Raw genomic sequence first — 24595 nt, 5'->3', positions numbered from 1 at the left:
ACGTTTCAAAACAAAGAAAAGCACCCCTTTTACAAGGGGTGCTGGCGCTATATTATTGCAGAAATTGCTGAACCGCTTGGTTCACGAGTTTACCATCGGCGCGACCTTTGACCTTAGGCATCAGTGCGCTCATGACCTTACCCATTTCACTTTTCGAAGAAGCACCGGTTTCCTGGATGGTCTGCTGTACAATTGCTTTAATTTCTTCTTCGGAAAGTTGCTCGGGAAGATACTTAATAATAATCTCGATTTCTGCCTTCGTACTCGCGGCAAGCTCGTCGCGACCCGCTGATTCAAATTCTTGGAGGGCATCTTTGCGCTGTTTGATTTCACGACTAAGGATATCAAGCACTTCGTTGTCGTCCAATGTTCTCTTCAAATCTATTTCAAGATACTTTATTGTAGAACGAACCATTCGAATCGTGGAGAGCGTGAACTTGTCCTTACTCTTCATCGCTTGCTTCATATCTTCGTTCAATCTCTCGCTAAGATTCATGCGTGGGTAATCCTCCTAAAACTTTCTCTTACGAGCAGCCTCAGACTTCAGCTTTTTCTTAACGCTTGGCTTTTCGTAATGTTTGCGTTTCTTCACCTCAGCCAAGACACCATCTTTTGCGATGGAACGTTTAAAGCGACGAAGTGCAGCATCAATTGTCTCGTTTTTGCGAACTTTCGTTTCAGACACAGTTTCCCCTCCCTCCGACCATACCGTCCAAGAGCATAACACGGTTTATCAAATTCCATTATAGGTCAAACGGAAATAGGGTGTCAACCTTCGTGTTATTCTTTTTTTCTGGCAAGTTCTTCAACATTTAATGTTTGTACTATGCGTGAGAAGCTGAGTTTCCTGTGAGAGCTCCCAGCTTGGCCCCACCAAGCAAGTGATAATGAAGATGAGGCACAGCTTGTCCACTATCTGGACCACAATTATTGATCAAACGATAACCAGATTCGGCAATCCCAAGGTCGATAGCGATCTGTTGCGCTACACTGTGAATTTCTGCAATTAGCGGAAGATCCTCAGGTGTGACATCATTCATGGAAGCAATGAACTTCTTTGGAATGATCAACACATGTACCGGTGCAGCCGGCTCGATGTCGTAGAATGCAAGAATACGTTCGTTCTCAAATACTTTTTTGGAAGGAATAGTACCCTCAATAATTTTGCTAAACACGGTCTCCATAGAGTGCTTGCCTCCTAAAAATTGGTGAAATTTCACTTCATCATAAGATAATCATACAGGATAATCACCAATTACGAAAGACGCTAGAAGATTCAACATCCACACTCTAAAACTGTATCTATTACAGAATGAAATCCGTTTACAAATGAAGTTGAGCTATATATATACCCGTAGGGCCTAAAAAGGCAAAAAAAAGAGAAACACCCTTCACAGCTTATAAAGCTGATTCGGCGGCGGACGTATGAAAAGGAGTACATTCCCGGTCATACGTCCGCCGAGGTGTTTCTAAAGTAATGTCGGCTTAGCTGTATTATAACAGCGCGTTGATGCTGTATCTGTGATATCGATCACACAGTTTAAAATGCTTCACATTTTTTCCAAAAGGATACGAGACCCCCCTCCACCTTGTTCAGCAGGAACTACCACCAGCTTGCGCGGCAACCTTGCACGAAGCTCTGGAACGTGGCTGATAATACCGACAGACAGCTGGTCATTATGCAACCTTTCAAGTGAAGTAATCACTGTATCCAGCAGCTCTGGGTCGAGAGTACCAAACCCTTCATCCAGGAAGAAAAATTGCAACGGATATTGCCCACGCAGCTGGATCTGAGCTGAAAGAGCAAGTGCCAGCGAAAGGGATGTTAGGAAGGTCTCTCCACCAGACAGGGTTGAGACAGGTCTTCTCACCCCGCCGTTCCCGTCATCACGGATCACAAAGCCGCCACCCGAATCAACCTCCAATGCATAACGCTGCTTACTCAGGAATCGAAGCCGCTGGGAAGCGGACTGACACACCTGCATCAATTGTTCCTCAGCAATGTACTCAACAAAGGCGTTCCCACGTAAGACCGTCTGTAGTTTGGAGAGTTGATCTTGCATAGAAGCGTGCTCAATCCGCTTAGCTTCGAGCTCCATCCAGCGAATATGTCGATGCCGCAGGTCCTCCAGATCACGCTCTGCACGCGCTCTTGCCTGAAGAGATACTTCATCCTCAGCCTTGCTTTCTCTTAAGATCCCCTGACTTTCTTGCCATTCTTCTTCACTTAAGCTGGCTCCGTCAAGCTTCTCTTCAATATTACGCAGTTGCAGCGAGACCTCAGCTTCTTCGGCACGATGAGCACGTACGCGGGAATAAGCCATTTCCCTTGCTTCGGATGTGAGCGCTGCTCCTTCAACCTCAGTGGCTGAACTAAACGGTGAAGAAGCCAAGCTTTGTTCCCAATGACTGGTAGCTGCTACGTAATGTTCACGCGCAGATTCCGCAGCCTGGCGAGTAATCGCTGCTTCCTTAACCTCATGCTGAGCCTTCTCCGCCGCTGCGAGATGTGACTGCTTGCTTGTCTCCAGAGCAGTTAACAATTCCTGCAGACGTCCTTCACATTCCGCTAGAAGAGGAGCAGCAGCACGACCATTCGTCCACTCCAGTAGACGGTGTTCTTTTTCACGCTGCAATTCTTCCTTGCCTTCGATCTGTGTGATCCACTGAGCCAGCTCTTTATCCAGCCCCGTTATGGTCTCTTGAAGGTTCTGCACTGAAGCACTTTTCTCCTCCAGAAACTTGACACTGATATCAAGTCGAGATCTAATTTCTTCAGCTTGTGCATCCTTAGCTAACAGATCACGGTAAGCTTGTTCCACTTCTCCAGGTGCCAGATCCGGGAACTGCTGTGTCCAGTTCTGCCGTAGAGCCGTTAGCTGGGCGCTGAGTTCCTCAGCTTTGGCAGCAATTCCTTCTACCCAGCTCTGTTCCCCTGCGACACCTGCCGCTTCTTTGAGACACAGCTGCTGGACCTCCTGCATCGATTGCTGCCACTGCACCGCAGTTCGGCGTAGTTCACCTGACTGTCCTTTTAATCCCAAATGTGCAGCTTCAAGTTCTGCCAAGGCTTTTTCATCTGGAATGATTAAATCGGTGGAAGTAACTGCACTACTTACTTCTGAACCTGCAGCTGCAGGGTGGTTTGCCGCTTCGATGACTTCATTTCCAAATACTTGCTCCAGCCATACTTGATCCTGTTCGCGAAGACCACGGAACAGATGACGAGCTTCCAAAGCCCGTCTAGACAATGTTCGAACTTGCTGAAGCTTCATTTCCAGTTCTTGTTGCTCTAAGCTATCCTGCAATAATGCAGGTGAAGGATGATGCTCGCTGCCGCATACAGGGCAGGGTTGTCCTTCTTCCAGCTCCTTAGCTAGTGCTAACGATAATCTGTGAAGCTCTTGATCCTTCATAGCCGCTTCCAAAGTGCTGACATGTTGCTCCAGGCGCTCCGCTGCGGCGCGCGCAGCTTCTTCTGTCGCCAGCAGCTTCTCTTGATGCAGCGCCGCCTCGCGGATCAGTTGCCCGCGAGCAGCTTCCTGCAGCTCGCGACGGCCCTCGGCCTCCGCGAGTCGCGCCTGCGCAGCCGCAAGTGCAGCGGCACGCTCGCGGCGCTCCTTCTCTGCCTTATCCCACTGGGATTCGGCGGAGTGTAGCCCTTGCAGTCTCTGCATCGCTTCTTGCAAAGACTGCCGCTCCTGGGAGCGGACACCGAGCGGCTGCAAGCTCTGCTGCAGCTCTTGCTGGCGCTTTTGGCCCTTGGCCAAAAGCTCACGCTCCCGGGCCATTCCCTCCCGCAGCTCCGCCAGCTTGCGGGAGGCCTCTTCGCGGCGCTCGCGCAGAGCCGCGAGTTCGCGCCGCAGGGCGCCGAGCTCGGACTCGAGCTCAAGCGCGCGGCGGTAGGTGCCGGCTCCCTCCCGGAGGGCCGGCTCTTCCGCCGCAAGCGCGGCCTGCGCAGCAGCCGCGACAGCAGCGGCACGCGCCGCCTCCTGCTCGGCGGCGGCGGCCAGCACCTCTTGGCCCTCCGTGCGGGCCAATCGGCTCTTAAAGGCTTCTTCCGCGCTGCGCCATGCTTTCAGCGCGGGAAGCCTTGCCTCGGCCTCGTCAGCTTGGCCGAGCTTCTGTTCAAGGAGGAGGATCTCCTCCTCCTTGGCGAGCAGCCCCTGCCGCTGTAACTCGCGGCGGGTCCGTTCCTCCTGGAGCTCGCGTATACGCGCAAAACGCTCCGAGACCTGCAGCGCCGCCTCCAGTTTGCGGCGGCATTCCGCAGCATAAAGGGTGGCCTGCTCGAGGCGCTCCGCCGCTGCCTCTACATCCCCTTTTCCTGCGCTGCCAAGGCCCTGCTGCTCCGCTTCCAGCGCGCGAAGCGCAGCCTCATTCTCCTTCACCCGGCGGCTAAGCTTGATCGCAAGCTGATCCCCATACTGTTCCAGATGGAACAGGCGCTGCAGCATTTGCCGGCGATCTACGCCACGAAGCGATAAGAATTCGGCAAATTTCCCCTGCGGCAATACAACCGCTCGCGTGAAGTCATCCATTTTTAGACCGATATGCTCCTCCACACAGCGCGTAACATCTGCGAGCTTATCCGCCATAACATTATCTCCGTCAGATGTAATTTCGATGAAACGGCTAATCGTGTTGCTGACGGTTTGCTCTCCTGTACGTTTGAATTTACGTTCAACCCGATAACGACGTGCCCCCGCGGAAGAAGTGAGCTCAAAGGTAAACGCTACGCTGAGTAAATCTTCAGAGTGGTTCATAATCCCCTGTGTTCCATTAACGGCACGTTCCACTTTCCCGTACATCGCCAAAGTAATAGCATCCAGCAAGCTAGACTTGCCGCTGCCCGTAGGTCCAAAAATCCCAAACAGACCCGTCTCACACAGACTTTCAAAATCTATTTCTTGCATTTCTCTATAACTCTGTAATCCTGCTACTTTTAATAGAATAGGTTTCACCTTAGTTCTCCTCTCCTTCCTCTGGCTGACGCCGTTCTTCTTCGGTTAGCTGTAAGAACAGCTCTATCAAGCTATCCTCCGGTTCCGCTCCACCTGTCTGACGCTGATAGAATTTACGGAACAATTCTTGCACCGGCATACGTGAACGGGAAGTCTGTTCAAGCTCCATCTCCATTTGCGGGTAAATTGGACGAATATGAATAATTCCCTCGCGTGACTTGCGCAGACGCTGTATATCATTCATCGACATAGCTTCACTAAGCCGAATCTCCAAATCTATAAAAGCAGAAGCATCTCTACCTTCATCCAGCCAGTTATATACCTCCTGCAATCCACCTGTGGAGCTCCATCTTACAAGCGGACGCCCACAGCGAAGGTAAATTTCTTCAAAAATTGGCTCACCGCCCGGCGCAACATCAATCAGCGTTACCGATTTGGCCTGTCCTGCTTCAGAAAAACTGTATGCCAGCGGAGATCCGCTGTAACGGATCATTCCTTCCCCTTTGACACGCTGAGCGCGATGAAGATGTCCTAGTGCAGTATATTGCGCTCCACAAGCCAAAGCAGAAGGATCAACGGTATACGCTCCACCCACTTGAATCGGACGTTCCGAATCACTTTCCACACCACCAAGCACATAAATATGGCTCATCGCTAAATTTACGGTCTGCGGCGTAAATTCCCGTCCCAACAGCTGCATGAGCTTGCCTACCCGTGCGCTATAAGCCAGTCGAAGCTCCTCTTCTCCGCTATCTCCTGCAAGTAGTTCACCGAGACGCGCCTCGGAGGGATAAGGAAGAGCTGCGATTTTGGCGATCTCACCCGTGCGTGCAGCATGAACAGTCACTGGCTCTGAGGTAGGAAGCCCCACTAATGTAATCCCCTGCCTTAATACAAGCGGTGAAACTGAAGATACGCGCTCCGGTTGATCATGGTTTCCGGCAATCACAACAAGGGGCCTGCCCCCTGCAGTCAGCCTTGCGGCAGCCTCATAGAATAGTTGTTCTGAAGCCGCTGGTGGATTAACGGAATCGTACACATCTCCCGCCATCATTATCAAATCCACTTTATGAAAATCGGCGATCTCCACCAATTCATCTATGAACTGCTCTTGCTCCTTCTGCCGGCTTCTTCCTTCCAGCGTTCGGCCGAGGTGCCAATCTCCCGTATGCAATATCCGCATCTTCGTCCTCTTTCCCCGCTCCTACGCGGTAATGAATAGATTTATAATTTCACAGCATGTCCGCCGTCAAAAAAGTACAGCCAAATCTCGCTGATCGGTTCTCCCAAAATATCATGTAATGCCTTGCTGTATAACTCTAGCTGAAAACGATATTTTTCGTTAAGAGCTTCTAACCCACCCTGATGTTCTAAAACAGAGTCCGTCTTATAGTCTAACAGAATAATCCGGTCCTCTTCGCGGAACAGGCAGTCAATGACCCCTTGGATCAGCACTCCTTCACTAAAGCCTTCATTATTATTTCCATGGCTTAGCTCTGTGACGGCTTTATTCATATAATCGAGCCCTCCATAAGCCTCGCCTGCGGAAAGCATATAACTGAACGGCATTTCTCTAAGCTTCCAAGAAGAATCTATTAATCTACGACCAAGTTCATTCGTATAAAAAGTCTCTATCTGATCGGGGGATACCGCCTCCACCTGCTCAGCAGTTAGAATAGCTAATCTCTGCAAACGGGCTAATGTTTCTTCCACAACTTTAGGATCAACAGAACCCTCCAGCGGAATATGCTGCATAACCGTATGGTAGGCTGTCCCGCGCTCCGCTGGGGTTAGACTGCGCTTTTCCATAAATTTCGGACGCCGCAAATGCAGACTGTCTGCTCCTGCCACATCTGTACGTTTATTGTTTTCTGTTGAGGTGACAGGATAGCCACTTTCCTCTAAGAGATCATAAGAAGGCTGGTCCTGCATCGACAACAAAGATTTCAACTCTGTAACAGAGGTTTTGGCAGGAATACCAGAGGCAGCCGCAAACGGATAGGGCCATTCTAGTCTTCTAGCAATTTCATCGCTATTCACTGATCCATAGACACTTACAGATTCACCTTTTTGCAGCGCCTTGAGTACAGATTGACGTTCTTCTGCTTTGTCCTCTGAGTTATCCGAAGGAAGGAACGCCCCGGAATTCAGTTCGGAAGCATTCTGCACACTGATGCTCCAGTTTGAGACATCGCTGTGCAGCACTGTCGAGACGGTACCTTCAGAGCCGCCTAGCTTCCGAAGAATAGCCGCCGCCGGATGCCGGATCAATGCCGGTCCAACCCAGTCCAGATAGCTGCGTCCCCGGGCTAGTAAATGATCCGCAAGCAACAGCTCATCCCGATTCTGCACACTGCTCCAGCTAGCGATTTTGCGTGGCAAATCTCTTACGGTGCCTACTAGAATCATCTTATCTCTCGGACGAGTTAAAGCTACATATAATACCCGCATTTCCTCAGCCAATAATTCAAGTCGTGTACGACGATTAATAGCCAAATAAGGAAGCGTAGGGTAGCTGACCCGTGTTTCCCGCTCCACAAAACGTGGCCCAAAGCCAAGCTCCTTGTGCATCAGGAAAGGAGAATGCAAATCCTGCCGATTAAACTGCTTCGCCATGCCCGCTATAAAAACAACAGGGAATTCCAAGCCTTTGGATTTATGGATGGTCATAATTCTGACCCCATTGCCCTCTTCACCGCCACCACCAGCTACACCAAGATCTCCGCCATTCTCACGAAGCCGTGAAATAAACACCAGAAAACGGAATAATCCACGTGCCGCAGTATCAGTCTCAAATTGAACAGCCCGATCATACAAAGCCTTAAGATTGTTCTGTCGCTGTGACCCTCCAGGCAAGCCTCCAACCCATTCCAGGTAGCCGCTCTCACCATAAATACGCCAGATCAGGTCACTGAGACTGCCTTGTCTAGCCGCATCTCTCCAGCTTTCAAGCCGTTCTAGAAAATTCTTAAGCTTATGCTTCAGCTTTAGGCTGATTTGCGGTAATGCTCCACTTCCAGATTCCACCTCATTAATGATTTCATCATTATTATCTGAGGTAACTTTCTCTTCCGCTGCACTTGCTGTTTCTATCACATGAGCTGAGAAAAGATCGTATTCTTCCTCAGCTTCCTTTCCATCTTGCATGTTCGCTGCCATTTGTACAGCATGATAGAAAGAACCATGGCTGTACATCCGAACTTTAGCCAGTTCCTCTTCAGTTAAACCAACAACAGGTGAACGAAGCACACCAGCGAGTGGAATATCCTGCTGAGGATTATCGACTATTTTTAAGAGTGAGAGTGCAATTTCTACTTCTGTAGCTTCAAAATAGCCTTTATTCAGATCCCCGTATGCAGGGATTCCCTCCATCCGAAGCTCTTCAATAATTAAAGGGGTCCATATTCTCGCCGAACGAAGCAAAATCACGATATCACCATAAATCACTGGGCGCATAATCTTAAGCCCTTTATCATAAATCAGTAGCGGAGATCCTCCATTCAGGCCAGTCATCTGTGAAATGCGGCGAGCAATCGCCCGTGCTTCCAGTTGCGCAGTCTCACTCTCAATAGCTTCGCTTTCCTGAAGTGGAGTCTCACTATCCTCAGTCTCTTCTACTTTACCTGCTGCCGCACCGCGATCGATCAATAATAGCTCTGGTGCAAAAAAAGTATCTGGCCCCTTTTCTGCTGCACCCGGGAAATTCGCTCCATACACAAGCTCAGCACGTTCGTCATAATTAATCTCCGCCACTGCCCTGTTCATAATCTGCCGAAAAATCATATTTACGGCATTTACAACCTCCATACGACTACGGAAATTACGGGCTAGATCGATAACCGAACCGCCGGACGATTCATTAGGCTTCTCAGATAACTCACTTAACTCGGATTCGCCAACTGTATTACTGCCACCTCCGGCATTCTTAGAGCCAAAGCTACGGTATTTATCCAGGAACAGCCCCGGCTCTGCCAGACGGAACCGATAAATACTTTGCTTCATATCTCCGACCATAAATCGGTTACCAGGTGTTTCGCGGGATATAAGCCGCACAATCTCTTCTTGCACACTATTCGTATCCTGATATTCATCTAACAGAACCTCATCGAATTGGGCACGGTACTCCATCGCTGCATCAGAAGGCAGGGAATGGCCTGGTAGAGAATCTGGATGGCGCAAAATTTGCAGACAATAATGCTCCAAATCACTAAAGTCGACGAGACCCCGTCCTGCTTTTTCGATTCGATAACGTTCACCGAACGCTATCACCGTCTCAGCAAGCTCTGCCATAAGAGGAGCCGCCTCGTTCAGTTCTCTCAAAAAAACATCTGCAGGACGGCCAAACAATGCCTTCTGAAGATCTAAAATACTCTTCTTCACACTATCGCGCAGCTCTTTAACCATTTCCTGCAGTCCAGGATCTGTCGAATCCTTCTTACAAGCTTTCAATTTTCCAAAGTATACTTCCATGAAAATATCATATAATTCTGCCCATGGCCGTTCATTCACAGCCTCCTGCAATGCATTTACCATCTCAAGGTCAGTCGTCAAATTCTCGGCATAAGGCGCCGGACCACCCGGCTGTAGCGCGATCTCTCGGCCTTGGATAAGCTGACTGGCTGCACCCGCAAGGGTCAACTTCGCTTCTTCAAGAATACTTAGCACCCAAGGAGTTCGACCTAAGCTATCTGTGTCTGGTAATGAGAAATCAGCTGCGGTATCACGAAGCCACTGCTCTGGCCAAGGATGGCTGCGGGCATAATCATGCAGTCGCTGTATGAGCGCATGTACCGCATCATCGCTGCGTTCACCACTGAACCAGTCAGCAAGCTGTACAAATACGCTATCCGCGCCATCTTCACCTACTTCACCGTATTTTTCCTCCAGTAGTTCTTGAAGCAGCTCCTGCCGCATCATCTCTGCTTCATGTTCGTTCAGGATACGGAAACCAGGATCTATAGGAATAATCTGATAGTAACGCCGGATCACTTCCAGACAGAAGGAGTGTAGTGTTGTAATCGAGGCTTTCCCGAGCAACGACAGCTGACGGCGTAAATGGTCATTCTCTCCATTCTCCTCAAGCTCCCGATCTAGTGCTTCCCTAATCCGCTGGCGCATCTCGGCAGCAGCAGCTTTGGTAAACGTAGCTACCAGCAATCTATCTACGCTAAAGCCATTCTCTTCCTTGCTGATTTTGCGAATAATCCGTTCTACAAGTACCGCTGTCTTACCGGAACCTGCCGCCGCGGCAACGAGGATATCATCACCGCTCTCAGCGATGGCGCGCCACTGGTCATCACTCCATATGCTTCCTACCGGTTTCGCTTCTATTTCAGACTTCATACTCACGGTGTAGTTCCTCCTTTGCGGGACAGCAGATCCCAAATAACGTCCTTCCCTGGCTTACCCAGATTGTTGTAGCCATTGCCTTCCACGGCTTCATCGAACTGGCAGACGGGTCTAAAGGAACAGAATGTGCAGGCTGTCTCTTGCCCAATCCGGTATGGCTCAATCGCCACATCACCTTCCGTAATGCGTGTCCCGATATCCGAGATCGTTCCCCGAACGGATGATAATAAGTGTCCCCATTGCTCTGGTGTAGCTACAGAAGCACTACTATAAAAACTGCCATCAGCTTTTACTGCTACAGGCACGATAGAAGAATACCCTTTGTCTAAAGTCGTATCCATCAGGGATACTACCTCGCGGTCTGCTGTAAGCAGTCCTTTCATCTTGAAGCGTTTCAGCAATTCTTGTTCTGCCTGTTCCTTGTTCATCCCGTTAGATGAGGTTAACAGTGGGTCATGTACGTGGAAATACAGTGTCCCTGCTGGAAGCGCCGGTTGCCCGAGCCATTGCTCCGAGTACGTAAGCAGCACATCCAGATAGGTCAGCATCTGTAGCGATAATCCATAGTACACCTCGTGCAGCTTGAGGTCTTTTTGACTCGATTTATAGTCAATCACCCGCAGAAGAATTCCATTCTCTCCTCGGGCCATGTCTACACGGTCAATCCGTCCAACAACCTCCATCACACAGCCATTCGGCAGCGTAATTCTTAAAGGAGGCAACTCCTTATCCGGTCCAAAATCCAGCTCCAGCCCTACCGGCTCAAAGCTGCCTCGGCGGGCATGCTCGCCCAGAATTACAGAAGCACGTCCAACAATATTTTTCAGCTTGCGTGAGATGTATCCGTAACGTTTAGAGCTCATCAGAATTTCACCCTGCAGCATCGGCGATAAACGTTCTACCGTCTCACTTGCCTCACGCCGACATTCCTCTGGAGACAAGCTTCCCCAGCCGCGGCCCTCTTCTTTCAGTCTTACCGCCATGTCACTTAACGCAGCATGGAACAGTTGTCCAATATCAGGTGCTTGCAGCTTATATAGCTGGCGTTCCTTCAGTCTAAGTCCGTAAGATGCAAAATGGGAGAAGGAACAAGCAACAAACTTCTCCATCCGGGACACACTGCCTCGCAGTGTCGATCCACCGTACAATCTAAGGCTTGTTCCACGTTTTAGCTTAGTTCCCACGTTACGGTAGAACAATGAACTGAGCAGACGTTTCAATTCGAGACTACGAATATCATCAGCAGCGAACCAGTTATACACATCCCACCATAATTCAGGTATCTCCGTCCCCTGGCGCCACTGGCGTAGCTGCATAATCAATGCACGAAGACTCTGTTCTGGATGACCAATGTAACCGAGGTGAATGGAATCTCTGACTTCTTCTGGTAGTCCTGCAGGTGGAAGTGCTGCCAAGCTGTGCTCATGAACCCTTGGGAACATTCTATGCAAATGACGGATTACCTCAGAGGGAAGAAGCGCCTTGCCCTCATCATCAGCAGTGGCGTAGCTAATCCAGAGCTTTCGACTTCCTGTCGTTAGCGCATTATAGATCAAAAACCGCTCGTCCAGCAGCTTACGAGAAGCACCAGGAGCAAGCTCCATACCGGCGTTCTCAAGCACAGAGCGTTCGCCTTCCGAGAGAATTCCATCTTCCTTAAACTGCGCAGGCACAACACCTTCATTAAATCCAAGCAAAAAAGCGTATTTAACTCCCGTTGGTCGAGTCCGATCCATGTTACCAACCAGTACTTGATCGAGCGCGGGAGGAACAAGTCCCTTCTTAAGCTCAGCAAGTCCTGTCTCTAGGACTCCGGTGAACACATCAAATTCAAGTCTCTCGTTGCCCATCATCTCGACGATCTGATCTAGCAGATCAAGCACTGCACCCCACAGCTGACTATGTTCTCTAGCCTTCTCGGGTTGCCCCTTCTCCATAGCACCGACACTAAGTTTCTCCAGCTTTCGGGCAACATCCGTCTCATCAAGCAGCTTGTACACTGCGGTACATAGTTCAAGGCCGCTTCTACTCTTCTGTATCCGTTTCTCAAAAGCAAATAGAGGTCCCGTTATACTAGCACGGCATCGCTCCATTGTAGCAAGCAGTTCTTCATCCATCTGTCTGCCGCCTTCCAGCGACAAGCTAGGAATCCCTTTCCATGAACGGCCATCCGTCCAGCGATACCCTTGAATCCCACAAGCCAGCACATAATTCTCTAAGGCGTCCATATCCTCACGCGTAATACTACCGTCCAGCGGTAGCAAAAGCTCAGTCTTTACACAACGGAATACATCCTCGAAGCGCCAGCGTCGACGCACCACATCCAATGCGGAACGTACAAACTCTACCAATGGATGGTGCAGCTCATTTACCTTCTGGTCCAGAAAAAAAGGTACTCCGTAATCTTGGAACAACGGTTTAATCAGTTGCTCGTAATCTCCAATATTACGCATCAATACGGCCATTTCACCATATTTTGCACCTTCATCTCGCGCCAGTCTGATCATTTCACGCAGTGCTCCCTCAACCTCTGCTCTGTGAGAAACTGCTGCGCCTATAGATATCGCTTCATTTGCCAGTTCATCTGCACCCATCCAGACCTTTCGGCGGTCATATCCCCTTTCGAGATGAGCAAGAACAGGACTTTCTTCAAAACGCGGAAGAACCGCTGGCTCTAGAAGCTCGTCCCACACATCAATGCCTAGCTCTTCAGCTATTCCACGTAGTTTAATGTAAGTAACTGCAGTTGGATGAAACAATTCAAGCTCATTCAACTGATCTCCATAGGGATACGAACGATCAAGTGTAAGGGACACGGTCAGCTTCGATGCTTGCTGCATCAATTCACGAAGCACTACGAATTCCTGCGGGGTAAAGCCGTGGAACCCATCAACCCAAATCTCCGCCCCACGAATGTAAGAGGAATCAGGAATATGCTCAGCTAGTTCCGCTAAACGATCCTCTTCGTCGATATAGAGGCGTGACATTTCCTTCTCTAAATCACTGAATACCAGTTGTAAATCATCCAGCTTGCCTTCAAGAATAGGACTTCTTGCAATAGCGCCTCGCATTGCGGATAACTGCTCCTCTAAATCAGAGGAAGCCAAGCAGCAACGCTTCATCTCCGTATGCAGTTGATTCAACCGTTCGACAAAACCCGGTCTATCGGCAGAGGCACCGAATAATTTCAGTTCCTCTTTACGGCGACTGATGATTTTGTAAATCAACATCTTTTTACCTTCTTCACTGATAGGCAGACTAGCGCTGCCTCCAGTTTCCTGTTTCACTCGATAGGCAAGCCGAGAAAAGCTCAGTGTCTGCGCCCGAATACTCCCCTTCACATTCCCTACGGTCAGAAGCCCCCGTTCTGCTCCAAAGGAACCTTGTTCCGGTACAAGAATAATGATTGGCGCGCCAAGAGGCTCCTTCTCTAATGAAGATGAGATAGACTCCCATATTTTTGTTGTCTTGCCACTACCAGAGCGGCCTAGTAAAAAGGTTACCGACATAAATGATAGACTCCTTCCGTAGCGGAGAAAATGTATATGAAACAAGGTGAAATACTCACCGTTTGATAATGTCCAAATGAAAAAGTTCAGTCGTTCCTCGTCCCCTCAGTATAACATAGCTGCACAAATCAGAACATGCGTTTGCTAGTATTTTCTAATGATTTACAATAAAAAAGCTACGAAGTAAACAGCAACTATCGTATTTTGGTGACTTGCTGTTTAGTATTTCTAGTTTGTTAATACCCGGTGCGCAACGTTCGATGCTTTCTGTTTGGAGCGTAGAGTTAGGGTTCGAGATTCGGGTTCGCTTATAGCGTTAATCTGCCAGTTAGCTTAATAGATAACATTGAACTATAGTTAAATATTTATCTAATCGGCGAAGTATAACGTCCTTGTCCTCAGTCAGGGGCAAGAAACGTGATTCCTTAATCAAAAAAAGCCGCTAAATTAGCGACTTTCAATCAAATATTTTTCTTTTCCTAAACCTTTTCCTTTGTATTTAAACTAACATGAGCGTTTCTTAATGAACAGTTGTATCTGATAATCCCACTGCAATATTCCAGTCACAATAATGTTATGAAGAACAAAATCTGGACACACATCGTATTTCGTCTTTGCCCTTTCAAGTAAATTTTGTAATACAGCATTCTTATTCTCTTCGGTACAGATTGCACACAGATAGTCCCCTTCAGGTAGCACAGTCAGCCCCTCTAAAGACGGATATTTCAAGCAAACAGCAAATAATCGTGTTATTCCTTCAGTCGTGAACATTCCTGCCATATCTTCAAACAGAAATTGTGAATGCAGAGACGTTTCAATTTGTTGATAGAAATGTCTGTGATAGTCCCATAAATTCTTAAGTGTGGGGCTTTCCATTTTATTCGAAAGCATAATTACCCTTTCCTCTATGTGTCTGACAAAGTAATTTTCACTTTGACTATAACCGTCATGGAACTTATTTTCATAATGTAGATAGGCACGTTTAATTTTCGATTTTGCATACTGCAGACGAGCAATTTTATCGTCTGCTCTTTTTTCTGCTTGTTTTAGAAATGCAATTACTTTAGAGAGATCATTCTGCTGCAAAATATCTTTTATATCCATTAAAGTAAGATCCATTGCTTTGAGCAGTTCAATGGTTTGCAGCTTTACGAGCTCCTGCTCGGAATAGTATCGATATCCCGACAATTCATCTTTATAGCATGGTTTGACTAATCCAATACGATCATAGTGCCGCAAGGTCTCAGTGGTCATCTCTACGATCTCTGCTGCTTGCTTAATTGTAAAATAGTTGTTCATATCTACCCTCTTGACCTTTTTGTAACACAAAAGTTTATGATGATTAAAACATATGCAACTGATAAACACAACGAAATACAAAATGAATTTATTACCAGAGAGGAAGGCAAACATGAAGAACTAAATCATGTATTACTCTAATGCTTTGTTGCATATCGGAACTTGTCTGCATAGCAGCTTAAGATTGGCATTCGTAGGACAGGCTATATTTAAAAGAAAAATGATTTAACGAAGGAGCGTTTTATAATGAAGAGTACTGCAAAAAAATTAATAACTACTATAGGCATATTGGTGACACTATTGATATCATTAGCAGGATGTTCCTCCGACTCCACTTCCATGGAGGAAAAAAATTACACCATACCTGCCAAAAAGATTGATAGCTTAACAATTGATGTAAAGGACAAAAAAATAAATATCCTCCAATCTAAAGATGAACAAATTCATATTGTTTACTATGAAAGTGAGAAAGATTTTTACAAGATTGATCTATCTGACGATAAAGAACTGTCAATGGTAAGTGACAGTAATAAGGAATGGAACGACTATATCGGAGGAAAAGGCTCGCAAGTAACCAGAACTATTCAGGTATCGATACCTGATGCAACTTTAAAAAATTTGACTTTAAAAACATCAAATGAAAGTATTGTATTACCAACAATCGTGTTTTTAGGGACAGTGGAAGTAAACATAAATAACGGAAATATCCAACTGGATAAATTGAATGTAGGGACGGCTATAACCCTTGAAACAAAAAACGGAAATATTAGCGGTTCAATTTCAGGGTCATATGATGATTTCGCGATCTTAAGCAAGGTAAAGAAAGGAGATAGCAATTTGCCTGCCAATAAAGAGAATGGTTCGAAAAAATTATCTGCTTATACAAATAACGGCGATATTACCTTACAATTTTCTGAGTAGCCAGTAGTTAAATATTGGATCGTATGAAGTCAGATAATAACCGATAAAATTTCCCTCTTGTAATGGAAAATCACCTTGATAAAGTTGTTGATCCGACCCGTAAATCGATTATCTTGTGATGTACCCGAGGCCCAAAATTAAGCTTGATCGTGACTTCCATCAAAATAAAGTATAAGCCGCATTACAGCGGCTTATACTTTCTGGATTACATTCGGACTCAGGAGTCGCCATTCATGAATTTCGTGCTGTTTTGGCAACTTTTCGGACTAAGCGGACATACCTTGTTAATCCCGAATCCTACTCTTCTTAGAACATAGCAAAAAATCCGTAAAATAGAGGCCTCAATCGAAGACTCCTTTTACGGATTAAAATCCATTACCTATATGAACAGCCAGCTTATTTCTTACTCCGCACTTCAAAAATCGCAAACTTCAGATAGTGTCCTTCGTTAACGCCTAGAATCTGCGGATGGTCTTTGCCTGCGGCACGCCATTCCACAAGTCTCAATACTTTACCTGCATCTTTAGCTGCGTCGGCAATCGTCTCAAGGAATAGATCCGGCTGCATGTGGTAAGAACAACTTGCAGTAACCAAATATCCGCCTTCGTTCACCAGCTTCATGCCGTGTAGATTGATATCCTTGTAACCACGGCAAGCACCTGCTACTGCACTTTTAGTTTTCGCAAACGCTGGAGGGTCTAGGATAACTACATCCCAAGTTTTACCTCCACCTGCTGTCATCGGCTTGGAGGTATCCGTTTTGGTTGTTTTGCCTCCGGATTTAGCATTTGTAGACGCTACTGTTGATTCCGTTCCGCTTGCAATCGTCGCCCGCTCCGAACGTTCCTCCAGACCTTTTACCTGATTGCGCAGGTAAGCAAAAGCATCATCCACTACAAATTCCACTCGATCACTAAAGCCATTCAGCTCCACATTGACCTTGGCACTCTCTATGGCATGAGCAGAAACGTCAAGGCAGGTTACTTTTTTCGCGCCATACTTGCAAGCATGCAGAGTGAAGCTGCCTGTGTGCGAGAAACATTCCAGCACTGTAGCACCATCCCAATAAGGGAAGGTTACGTGTTTACCACTCTTGTTTACCGGCAAAGTTTGTAACGAGCCATCTTCTGCTTCGATTTCTTGCAGCGTAATGCCACTTCGTCCACCCCAGCCCTTCATGAGTGGGGCAATGGATGCTCTATTCTCACGCTGATCAAAGAAGTAGCCTGTCTTTTGGCCCTCTTCGATATCTACTACCAGCTTAAGGCCATTCTCACTTACGGTAACATGACGTGGGCATTCCCCGTACAGCACACCTGTAGTCTGCTCCATCCCTTCCAGTTCGCGCACGCTAACATCACTGCGTTCATAAATACCACGCGGTGCCATAATCTGTACAAGTGCTTCAACAATCTCTGCACGGCGCTTGTCCATTCCAAGTGTAAGGAGCTGCACAACCAGAATATCCCCGAATCGATCCACAATAAGCCCTGGCAAAAAGTCCGCCTCTCCATAAACCAAACGGTAAGCATCTGCCCCAGGAAGGAAACGTTCTCTATGCTGTAGACAATTCGTAAACCGTTCTGCGAAAAAAGCGGTGTCCATGATAGCCAACGGTCCCTGTGATACAATTCTCACCCGAATCTGCGATGCTGGATTGTAATATCCTACAGCCAGAAACCGACCTTGATGGTTAAGGACATCAACTAATCCCCCAGCCTCTGGGTTTCCTTCTACTGATGCAACTTCACCTGCGTAGACCCATGGATGGCCCTGTTCCAGTCTTTTTTTACGATTGCGTTCTAAAATAACCGATGCCAATGACTTCAACTCCCTATTTTTCTAAAAATGATTTTATACATGTCCTACTTGTTACTTTCATATATTGGTGTACAACCCTCGTCCAAAGGAGTATGCCCTATGTTCCGTGAACTGCTTTTCCCTATCATATATGGTCTTATTATCTTTCTGGCTGGCATGAAGCTAATGGAAACAGCCTTGTCCAAGCTCGCAGGCCCTCTGATGACTAGAAGCCTTAATAAGGCTACCTCTACACCAATCAAAGGAATGATTGCCAGTAGCTTGCTGTCGGCCCTGCTTCAGAGCAGCACGGCTGTAACCGTGTTGACGATCGGTATGGTGAATGCCGGCCTGCTCACCTATGCTCGTACACTAGGCATTATCTTAGGTAGCAACATCGGCACTACTTTGACCACAGAACTGATCGGACTTCAGATCAATTCCATGGCCTCCCCATTGCTGGCTACCTCGCTGAGTCTGTGGGCAGCTGCGGTTATAGCAGGCGAGTTACCACATACGTCACGGGCGGTAGCACTGTGCCGGAAAATATCAGAGCCGCTGCAATTCATCAGCCTGGCTGTATCAGGATTCGCCCTAGTCTTATGGGGAATCGCAGTCATGCAATCCATCGGCGGAACTCTTCAAGAGAGTGGCCTATTCCTCTGGTTCCTGAATCATGCCGCCACAAGTGCCCTATGGGGACTCGCCGCAGGTGCCTGCTTAACTGCCCTGTTACATAGCAGCGCAGCAGTTATAGCCATGGCCATGGGTATTGCCGCCTCGGGTGCCATGCCGCCAGAGCTCGGCATAGCCATCGTGCTGGGTGCTAATGTCGGTACCTGCGTCACGGCAGTCATTGCTTCCATCGGCGGCTCATCTTCCGGCGTCTTCGTCGCTTGGTCGCATGTTGCGCTCAATGTAGGCGGTGCGCTACTGTTTCTACCTCTAATCGGTCCCCTACAAGCAACTGCTGCATGGATTGGCGGAGGAGCCGCCTCACAAATTGCCCATGCACAGACTATTTTTAATGTAGTATGCTCGCTAATCGCACTGCCATTATGTTACCTGCCTGTATGGTCAAGACTGGAGAAACGTCTTCAATCGTAACAATATACTGTAACGCCTGATCCCAAACTTTCCACAACTGTACTATTATACTTCAATCGAAAATATTATAAAACCGCGATCCATCGTAAAAAGTGATTACCGTCGAAGATATTGCGATCAGAGCGAATAAGATTAAAGCAATATAGTCATTTCTTGAGAACGGACGACTGCTGTACCAAGTCCGTTTTCTATTAGTTCCGAAGCCACGTAACTCCATAGCCGTACTAATATTCTCAATTCGCTCAATGCTAGTCAGAATCAAGGGCATTAGAATCGAAATGATATTTTTAAGCCGCTTAGGCAGCTTTTCTTTTCGAGAAATGTCTATTCCCCGTGCCTGAGCAGAGAACGATATATTCTCATAATCTCTTTGGATATCCGGAATGTACCGCAGCGCAAGCGATACAGAATATGCAATTTTATAATTCACGCCAATCCGGTTTAAAGATGCTGCGAATTCACTAGGATTTGTCGTTAGAAGGAACAACAGTGCCATAGGAATGACTACTGCATACTTAAGGGCAATATTTAATTGATAGAATAGCTGCTCATATGTAACGGTATACCGACCTACAAGATGAACAATATCATGACGTGAACCGTAAACCTTTACACCTTCCAAAGGAGAAAAAATAAAGATAGCTATATGATTAAGCACAAAGAAGATCAGGATAAAATATAGTACGAAAGCATAATCCTGAAATTGAACTTTAGAGACTCTAAAGGCAATCAAACTAAAAAATAGCATCACTATTAAACATCTTGTATCATATGTAATCATCCCTGTCACAGACCAGACTATAAATAAAATCAGCTTAGTAGCGCCTGTAAGACGGTGAATAGGTGAATCTTGCTTCGTAAAAGTTAACATTGTGGCCTTCATCCGCCCCGGCTCCTCCTGTCGTATGCAATAAATCTTCTTACGAACTCTTCTGGCTGATCCAATTGGACCTTCATTGCCAATGTAAATAGTGAGGTCTCTTTCAAATTAGCATTCTTCACTACTTCTATATTGGTTAATACTCGCTCAGGGCTATCATCAGCAAGCTTAACACCATCAGACAACACTACAGCTCTATCGGCATACTCCAGCATAAGATGCATATCATGCGTAATCATAATGACCGTCATTCCCTGTTCCCGAAGCGTCAAAAGAAATTCCATCATTTCGTTGTAGTGCCTATAATCCTGTGCTGCAGTCGGCTCATCTAATATGATCACTTCCGGCTCCAGGATCATAATAGAAGCAATAGTCACACGTTTCTTCTGTCCGTAGCTGAGCGCAGAGATAGGCCAGCTACGAAAAGCGTATAGACCGCATATTTTCAAAACATGATGCACTCGCTCACGAATAATCTCCTCGGACACCCCTCGTAATTTAAGGCCTAGCGCAACCTCATCATATAAAAGCGTCTTAGAAATCATATGATTAGGATTCTGCATCACGAAACCGATCCGCTCTGCCCGCTCCTTAATCGTATCCTTGGCAATATCCCTTCCGTTCATCAATATCGAACCGGAAGTGGGCTTATAAAAGCCACAGATAAGCTTAGATACCGTGGATTTCCCAGCACCATTTCTCCCAGCTATACAGACCATCTCTCCTTTATGAATAAGAAGGTTAAGTTTATGAAGTACTGGTCTGCTCTTCTCATAACCGAATGAAACATCATGTAACTCAAGGATAGGTAGACTCTCACGTTTATCCTGCTGCGAATTATTATTATCATACCAGTACTCAAGCTTGCTGGAGCAAGAGTCCAGCCGAATTTCATCTATATGCTGTGGATTCATATCTGATGCAATCGTACATCCTGCATACTTTAAAGCCGTTAAATAGAGAGGTTCCCGAATACCTACTTCTGAAAGTAAGCGAGTGCTTAATAGCTCAGCGGCTGGCATATCCGCCGCAATGCGTCCGTCATGGATCACAATAATGCGGTCCACCGCACGGTGAAGTACTTCCTCGAGTCTGTGCTCGATAATAATAACCGTTTTACCGGTCTCTTTTTGCACTCGGTCAATAAGCTCAATCGCTTTTGTGCCGGTATATGGATCTAAGTTTGCCAAAGGCTCATCAAACAACAGGATGTCCACATTACCAACCAGAACACCAGCTAAGGTTGTTTTCTGCTTCTGACCACCTGACAATTCCTGAGGTGACGCTCCCAAATATTCGTGGATATCCACGGCTGTTGCCGCAGCCACTACCTTTTCTATCATTTCGGCCTGTTGAACCGCGTGATTCTCCAGACTGAAGGCGATATCCTCACCAACCGTTAATCCAACAAATTGTCCATCCGGGTCTTGTAGTACAGTCCCGACCTGATCCGACAATGCCGCAATACTAAGTTCTTTCTGCTCCAGACCCATAATTCGCAATGACCCTGACATTTCACCTTTATAGGCAAAAGGGATGAGTCCGTTTATACAATGAGCCAGTGTACTTTTTCCAGAACCAGAGGGTCCCACAATAAGTACCTTCTCCCCTTCGGCAATCGTTAAGTTGATATCTGTGAGTGTAGGCTCCTGCTGTGCTCGATATTGAAAACTAAAATCCTTAAATTCAATCACTGCTTTTTTCATCCTTGACCTTCCTCTTAGCTTCGTTTGAAGAATTTCACTTCCATTATATGTTTTACAGCCATAAAAAAGCCGGTGATCTCCACCGGCTTTTGGTTTGGATTATATGCTACTCAGGCTTCTCTGGTCAAGCTGCCTTGCTTCGTTCTTGTCTTTGCATATGCAATTGCGAGTAGTGAGCCAATCACTGCTACAGTGACTATATTGGATGCTCCGGCGATAAGTCCTTGTGAGAATACTTTATTCGCTGGTTCCGCATAGATTAGAATATCCAGTACAGGTGCTACTAAGAACCAGGCGATTGCGTTTGCTACAATCTGGGCCAGATTAAAACGAATCAGTTCCTTTCGTCCGAACTCCCCGTCATGAATCCCAATTCTAGCCACAAGCAGACCAACAACGAGCCCAACAATTCCAGAAGCGATCACCCAACTGAACCAAGGGGAACCATAAAAAATCGCATCCTTCAGTGTATGTCCGATCAGACCAATGAGTAATCCGGCAAACGGACCGTACAACAGTGCGAACAATGCCAGTAAAGCGTATGTAGTCTCAATGTTAGTGTTTGGAATTCCGGATGGAATCGAACCGAACCTGCCCAAAATAACGAATAAAGCAGAACCGATACCAATCGCAACAATCGTCTTAATCGATAACACCTTTTGTTTTGCCATATTTTCATCTCCCCCTACGCTTCTTTTTTATTTTATGTAATTATACATCGGAATAGTCGGAATTAATATAGATTAAAATAAAAAAATCTGCAAAGCAACATTAATGTTGGCTTTGCAGACCCAGACCACTTATAGAGTTATTATATGATTTGCTTTATCTATTTCACAGTAACGGTTACCGTCACTGTCTTGGTGCCAATCTTTCCTTTAATGGATGCCGTTCCTTTGCTCACAGCTACAATCTGGCCGCTAGCAGATACTCTAGCTACAGAAGGCTTAGAGCTAGTCCACGCCGCACTTCCAGTAACAATAGCGGTCTTCCCCGTATCATACTGCGCAATCACAACCGCATTCTGAACAGCTCCCGGAGCCATCTTCAGTCTATTTTCGTTGACAGTCAACTTCAATAGCTTAGGAACTACATTAATTTTGACACTAGCAGCGAGCCCTTGATAAGAACCTGATAACGTCGCAGTTCCTTCTGTTATGGCTTTAACAGATGTACTTTTAACCGTGGCAACTGCTTCATTCGAGGACTCCCAATTCATACTGCTGGAGATATTCCCCGTCTTACCATTAGAGTAGTAAGCCGTTACCTTTATGGATTTAGAACCTTTAATATTCAATTCAATCGCATTCGGTTCTACAACAATTTTAGTAACCTTTTGTTCAATAGTAACTGGGATACTAATAGTCTTATTAGCGTAGGTTCCCTTTAAAGTGGCAGAACCCTTCACCAGTCCTTTGATTACCTTGCCGGAAGAGGTTGTCTTGATAATTGCATTCGTACCGGTAATCTCCCATTCCATAGTACCTGTAGCATCGAGTTCATTCCCATTTTCCATCACAGCTTTGATTTCAGGAACAGCCTTCTCTTCACCAGTAACAATCACAACGTTTTCCTCTGGTCCGAGCAAAATATGAACCTTATCTTTAACTGTAACACTCACTACAACACTTTTTTCCCGGATAGCCGCTTTGGAGGAGGTAGGATTCTCTGATTTTATTTTGCCGACAATATTAACAGTACCAGCCTTTTCAGCAACGAGCTTGCCATCTTTGATGGTGGCGATCTCATCGTTGGCAGAAGTCCACTCGATTTCTTGACTGAGATCCAGCTTCGTTCCATCTAGCTTGGTTCCGTTGACCTTTGGCAAACTAACGGAATCCTCTGTGTACATGTCCAGTTCCTTTTTATCAGCTTCCAACTCAGTAATCGTAGGATATACCGTCAACTTAAAGCTTTTACTAATCCCTCTGTACTCTGCTTTAATAACCGATGTTCCCACTGCTTTTGCGGTGATCGCTGCAGCATCAGTACCCGCAGTAACCGTCGCCGCGAGTTGGTTGTCCGAACTCCATACTGCACTACTGGATACATTCGGAGTGGAATTCGCAGCATCTCGAACTTCTGCTTTGACGTTCAAGCTCTCACCCATAAACAAGAATTGATCGCCTGATGGAGTTAGCAATAACGCCTCATAAGGAGCACGTACATATACATCCAAAGTTTGTGTAATTCCTAAATAAGTTACTGTAATTACAGCTTTTCCCGCGGCTAATACTTTGATTTCTCCCTTGTCTACCGTAGCAACACTGGTATTGGAAGAAGACCATTCCGCTTTCGTGGAAATATCATTTGCGGTCGATTTTGTAGTCTCTTTGGTAAACGCAGCGATTTTTACCGGATTATCGCCAACGAGCATTTCAATTTCCTTAATTACGATGCCCTTATCATTTTTAAGTTCAATTCCAGAGTAAGGCAATTTGACTACTGCTTTAAAGGTTGCTGTTAGATCCTTGTATTTGGCAGTAATGGTTGAAGTACCTTCACCTGCCAGTGTGATCTTACCTTCTGCAATCGTCAATACGCTTGTATTGGAGCTGCTCCAAGTGGTATCAGCCGTTACATCCTTGGCAGAAGTTGCTGTTTCGCCACCAATCGCATTGGCTTTGACCAACAGTTTATCCTCTTCGTCACCCAATTTGTAGTTCCCTTCGGAGCTATATTCGAGCTTTAATTCTTTGATCGGATGTGATACCTCTACTTCTATAGTAGCGAGTGCATGATTATAAGTAGCTGTAATAATAGCCTTTCCGCTATCTATCGGAGTCAATAAGCCATTTACTACTTTTACAGCGTTAGTGTTAGAAGAATTCCATACCACTGCACCAGTCACATCTCTTTTGGAGGAGGACCCTTCCACATTCGCATATACCTTCAGTTGCTTTGGCGTTTGTCCAACCGTAAGCTGCACTTTGGCTGAGCTTTCAAACTCAATCGAGTTGATATCGCCGGCAGCTGCAAAGACACTTACCGGAAAAACCGCAGTAGCTAACAATATCATGATGAGGAGCATTTTCGTCATTTTCCTGTACACAGTCATTT

At 46.5% G+C, this 24595-nt stretch carries 15 protein-coding genes; 2 read left to right on the top strand and 13 right to left on the bottom strand.

Annotated features, from left to right (window positions below; all coding sequences use genetic code 11):
* Positions 1-52 precede the first annotated feature (52 nt).
* The 8 genes from MKY52_RS16020 to MKY52_RS15985 all read right to left on the bottom strand — a co-directional run bounded on the left by MKY52_RS16020 (position 53) and on the right by MKY52_RS15985 (position 15121).
* Positions 53-496: a GatB/YqeY domain-containing protein gene (locus MKY52_RS16020; RefSeq protein WP_042190953.1), complete on the bottom strand. Its 444-nt coding sequence runs from the start codon at positions 494-496 to the stop codon at positions 53-55.
* Between the two features lie 15 nt (positions 497-511).
* Positions 512-685, bottom strand: a complete 174-nt coding sequence (gene rpsU / locus MKY52_RS16015) for a 30S ribosomal protein S21 (RefSeq protein WP_036657994.1) — start codon at positions 683-685, stop codon at positions 512-514.
* 139 nt (positions 686-824) lie between these two features.
* Positions 825-1184, bottom strand: coding sequence for a histidine triad nucleotide-binding protein (locus MKY52_RS16010; RefSeq protein ID WP_042130338.1), 360 nt, complete (start codon positions 1182-1184; stop codon positions 825-827).
* Between the two features lie 366 nt (positions 1185-1550).
* A complete protein-coding gene (locus MKY52_RS16005) occupies positions 1551-4964 on the bottom strand; it encodes an AAA family ATPase (protein ID WP_341052265.1) in 3414 nt (1137 codons plus the stop codon).
* Between the two features lies 1 nt (position 4965).
* Positions 4966-6147 carry an exonuclease SbcCD subunit D gene (locus tag MKY52_RS16000; RefSeq protein WP_076284787.1) on the bottom strand — a complete coding sequence of 394 codons (1182 nt, stop codon included), beginning with the start codon at positions 6145-6147 and terminating at the stop codon, positions 4966-4968.
* Positions 6148-6188: 41 nt separating this feature from the next.
* Positions 6189-10307, bottom strand: coding sequence for a helicase-exonuclease AddAB subunit AddA (addA, locus tag MKY52_RS15995; protein ID WP_341053431.1), 4119 nt, complete (start codon positions 10305-10307; stop codon positions 6189-6191).
* 2 nt (positions 10308-10309) lie between these two features.
* Positions 10310-13822, bottom strand: coding sequence for a helicase-exonuclease AddAB subunit AddB (gene addB, locus MKY52_RS15990; RefSeq protein WP_341052259.1), 3513 nt, complete (start codon positions 13820-13822; stop codon positions 10310-10312).
* Positions 13823-14326: 504 nt separating this feature from the next.
* Positions 14327-15121 carry a MerR family transcriptional regulator gene (locus MKY52_RS15985; protein ID WP_341052258.1) on the bottom strand — a complete coding sequence of 265 codons (795 nt, stop codon included), beginning with the start codon at positions 15119-15121 and terminating at the stop codon, positions 14327-14329.
* Positions 15122-15367: 246 nt separating this feature from the next.
* On the opposite strand from MKY52_RS15985, the gene MKY52_RS15980 reads away from it, so the two are divergent.
* A complete protein-coding gene (locus MKY52_RS15980) occupies positions 15368-16042 on the top strand; it encodes a DUF4097 family beta strand repeat-containing protein (RefSeq protein ID WP_341052257.1) in 675 nt (224 codons plus the stop codon).
* A 396-nt stretch (positions 16043-16438) separates the two neighbouring features.
* On the opposite strand, the gene MKY52_RS15975 is transcribed toward MKY52_RS15980, so the two are convergent.
* Positions 16439-17863: a class I SAM-dependent rRNA methyltransferase gene (locus tag MKY52_RS15975; RefSeq protein WP_341052255.1), complete on the bottom strand. Its 1425-nt coding sequence runs from the start codon at positions 17861-17863 to the stop codon at positions 16439-16441.
* A gap of 99 nt (positions 17864-17962) precedes the next feature.
* Here MKY52_RS15975 and MKY52_RS15970 point away from each other — a divergent pair, with 99 nt between their 5' ends.
* Complete coding sequence (locus MKY52_RS15970) at positions 17963-18949, top strand: Na/Pi cotransporter family protein (RefSeq protein ID WP_341052252.1); 987 nt, start codon at positions 17963-17965, stop codon at positions 18947-18949.
* 52 nt (positions 18950-19001) lie between these two features.
* Here MKY52_RS15970 and MKY52_RS15965 read toward each other — a convergent pair whose 3' ends face one another.
* The 4 genes from MKY52_RS15965 to MKY52_RS15950 all read right to left on the bottom strand — a co-directional run bounded on the left by MKY52_RS15965 (position 19002) and on the right by MKY52_RS15950 (position 24593).
* Positions 19002-19832 (bottom strand): energy-coupling factor transporter transmembrane component T family protein, encoded by an 831-nt coding sequence (locus MKY52_RS15965; protein ID WP_341052251.1) that lies wholly within the window; start codon positions 19830-19832, stop codon positions 19002-19004.
* The gene (locus tag MKY52_RS15960; protein ID WP_341052250.1) at positions 19829-21535 is read right to left on the bottom strand and encodes an ABC transporter ATP-binding protein; all 1707 of its coding nucleotides are present in this window, start codon (positions 21533-21535) and stop codon (positions 19829-19831) included. Before MKY52_RS15960 ends, MKY52_RS15965 begins: the two co-directional genes overlap by 4 nt.
* A gap of 110 nt (positions 21536-21645) precedes the next feature.
* A complete protein-coding gene (locus tag MKY52_RS15955) occupies positions 21646-22206 on the bottom strand; it encodes an ECF-type riboflavin transporter substrate-binding protein (protein WP_341052248.1) in 561 nt (186 codons plus the stop codon).
* 158 nt (positions 22207-22364) lie between these two features.
* A complete protein-coding gene (locus MKY52_RS15950; RefSeq protein ID WP_341052246.1) occupies positions 22365-24593 on the bottom strand; it encodes an Ig-like domain-containing protein in 2229 nt (742 codons plus the stop codon).
* Positions 24594-24595: the final 2 nt, after the last annotated feature.

Source organism: Paenibacillus sp. FSL P4-0184 (assembly GCF_038004625.1).
In the GTDB taxonomy this organism is placed as follows: Bacteria; Bacillota; Bacilli; order Paenibacillales; family Paenibacillaceae; genus Paenibacillus_AQ.
This window is presented reverse-complemented; position numbering and strand designations above follow the sequence as displayed.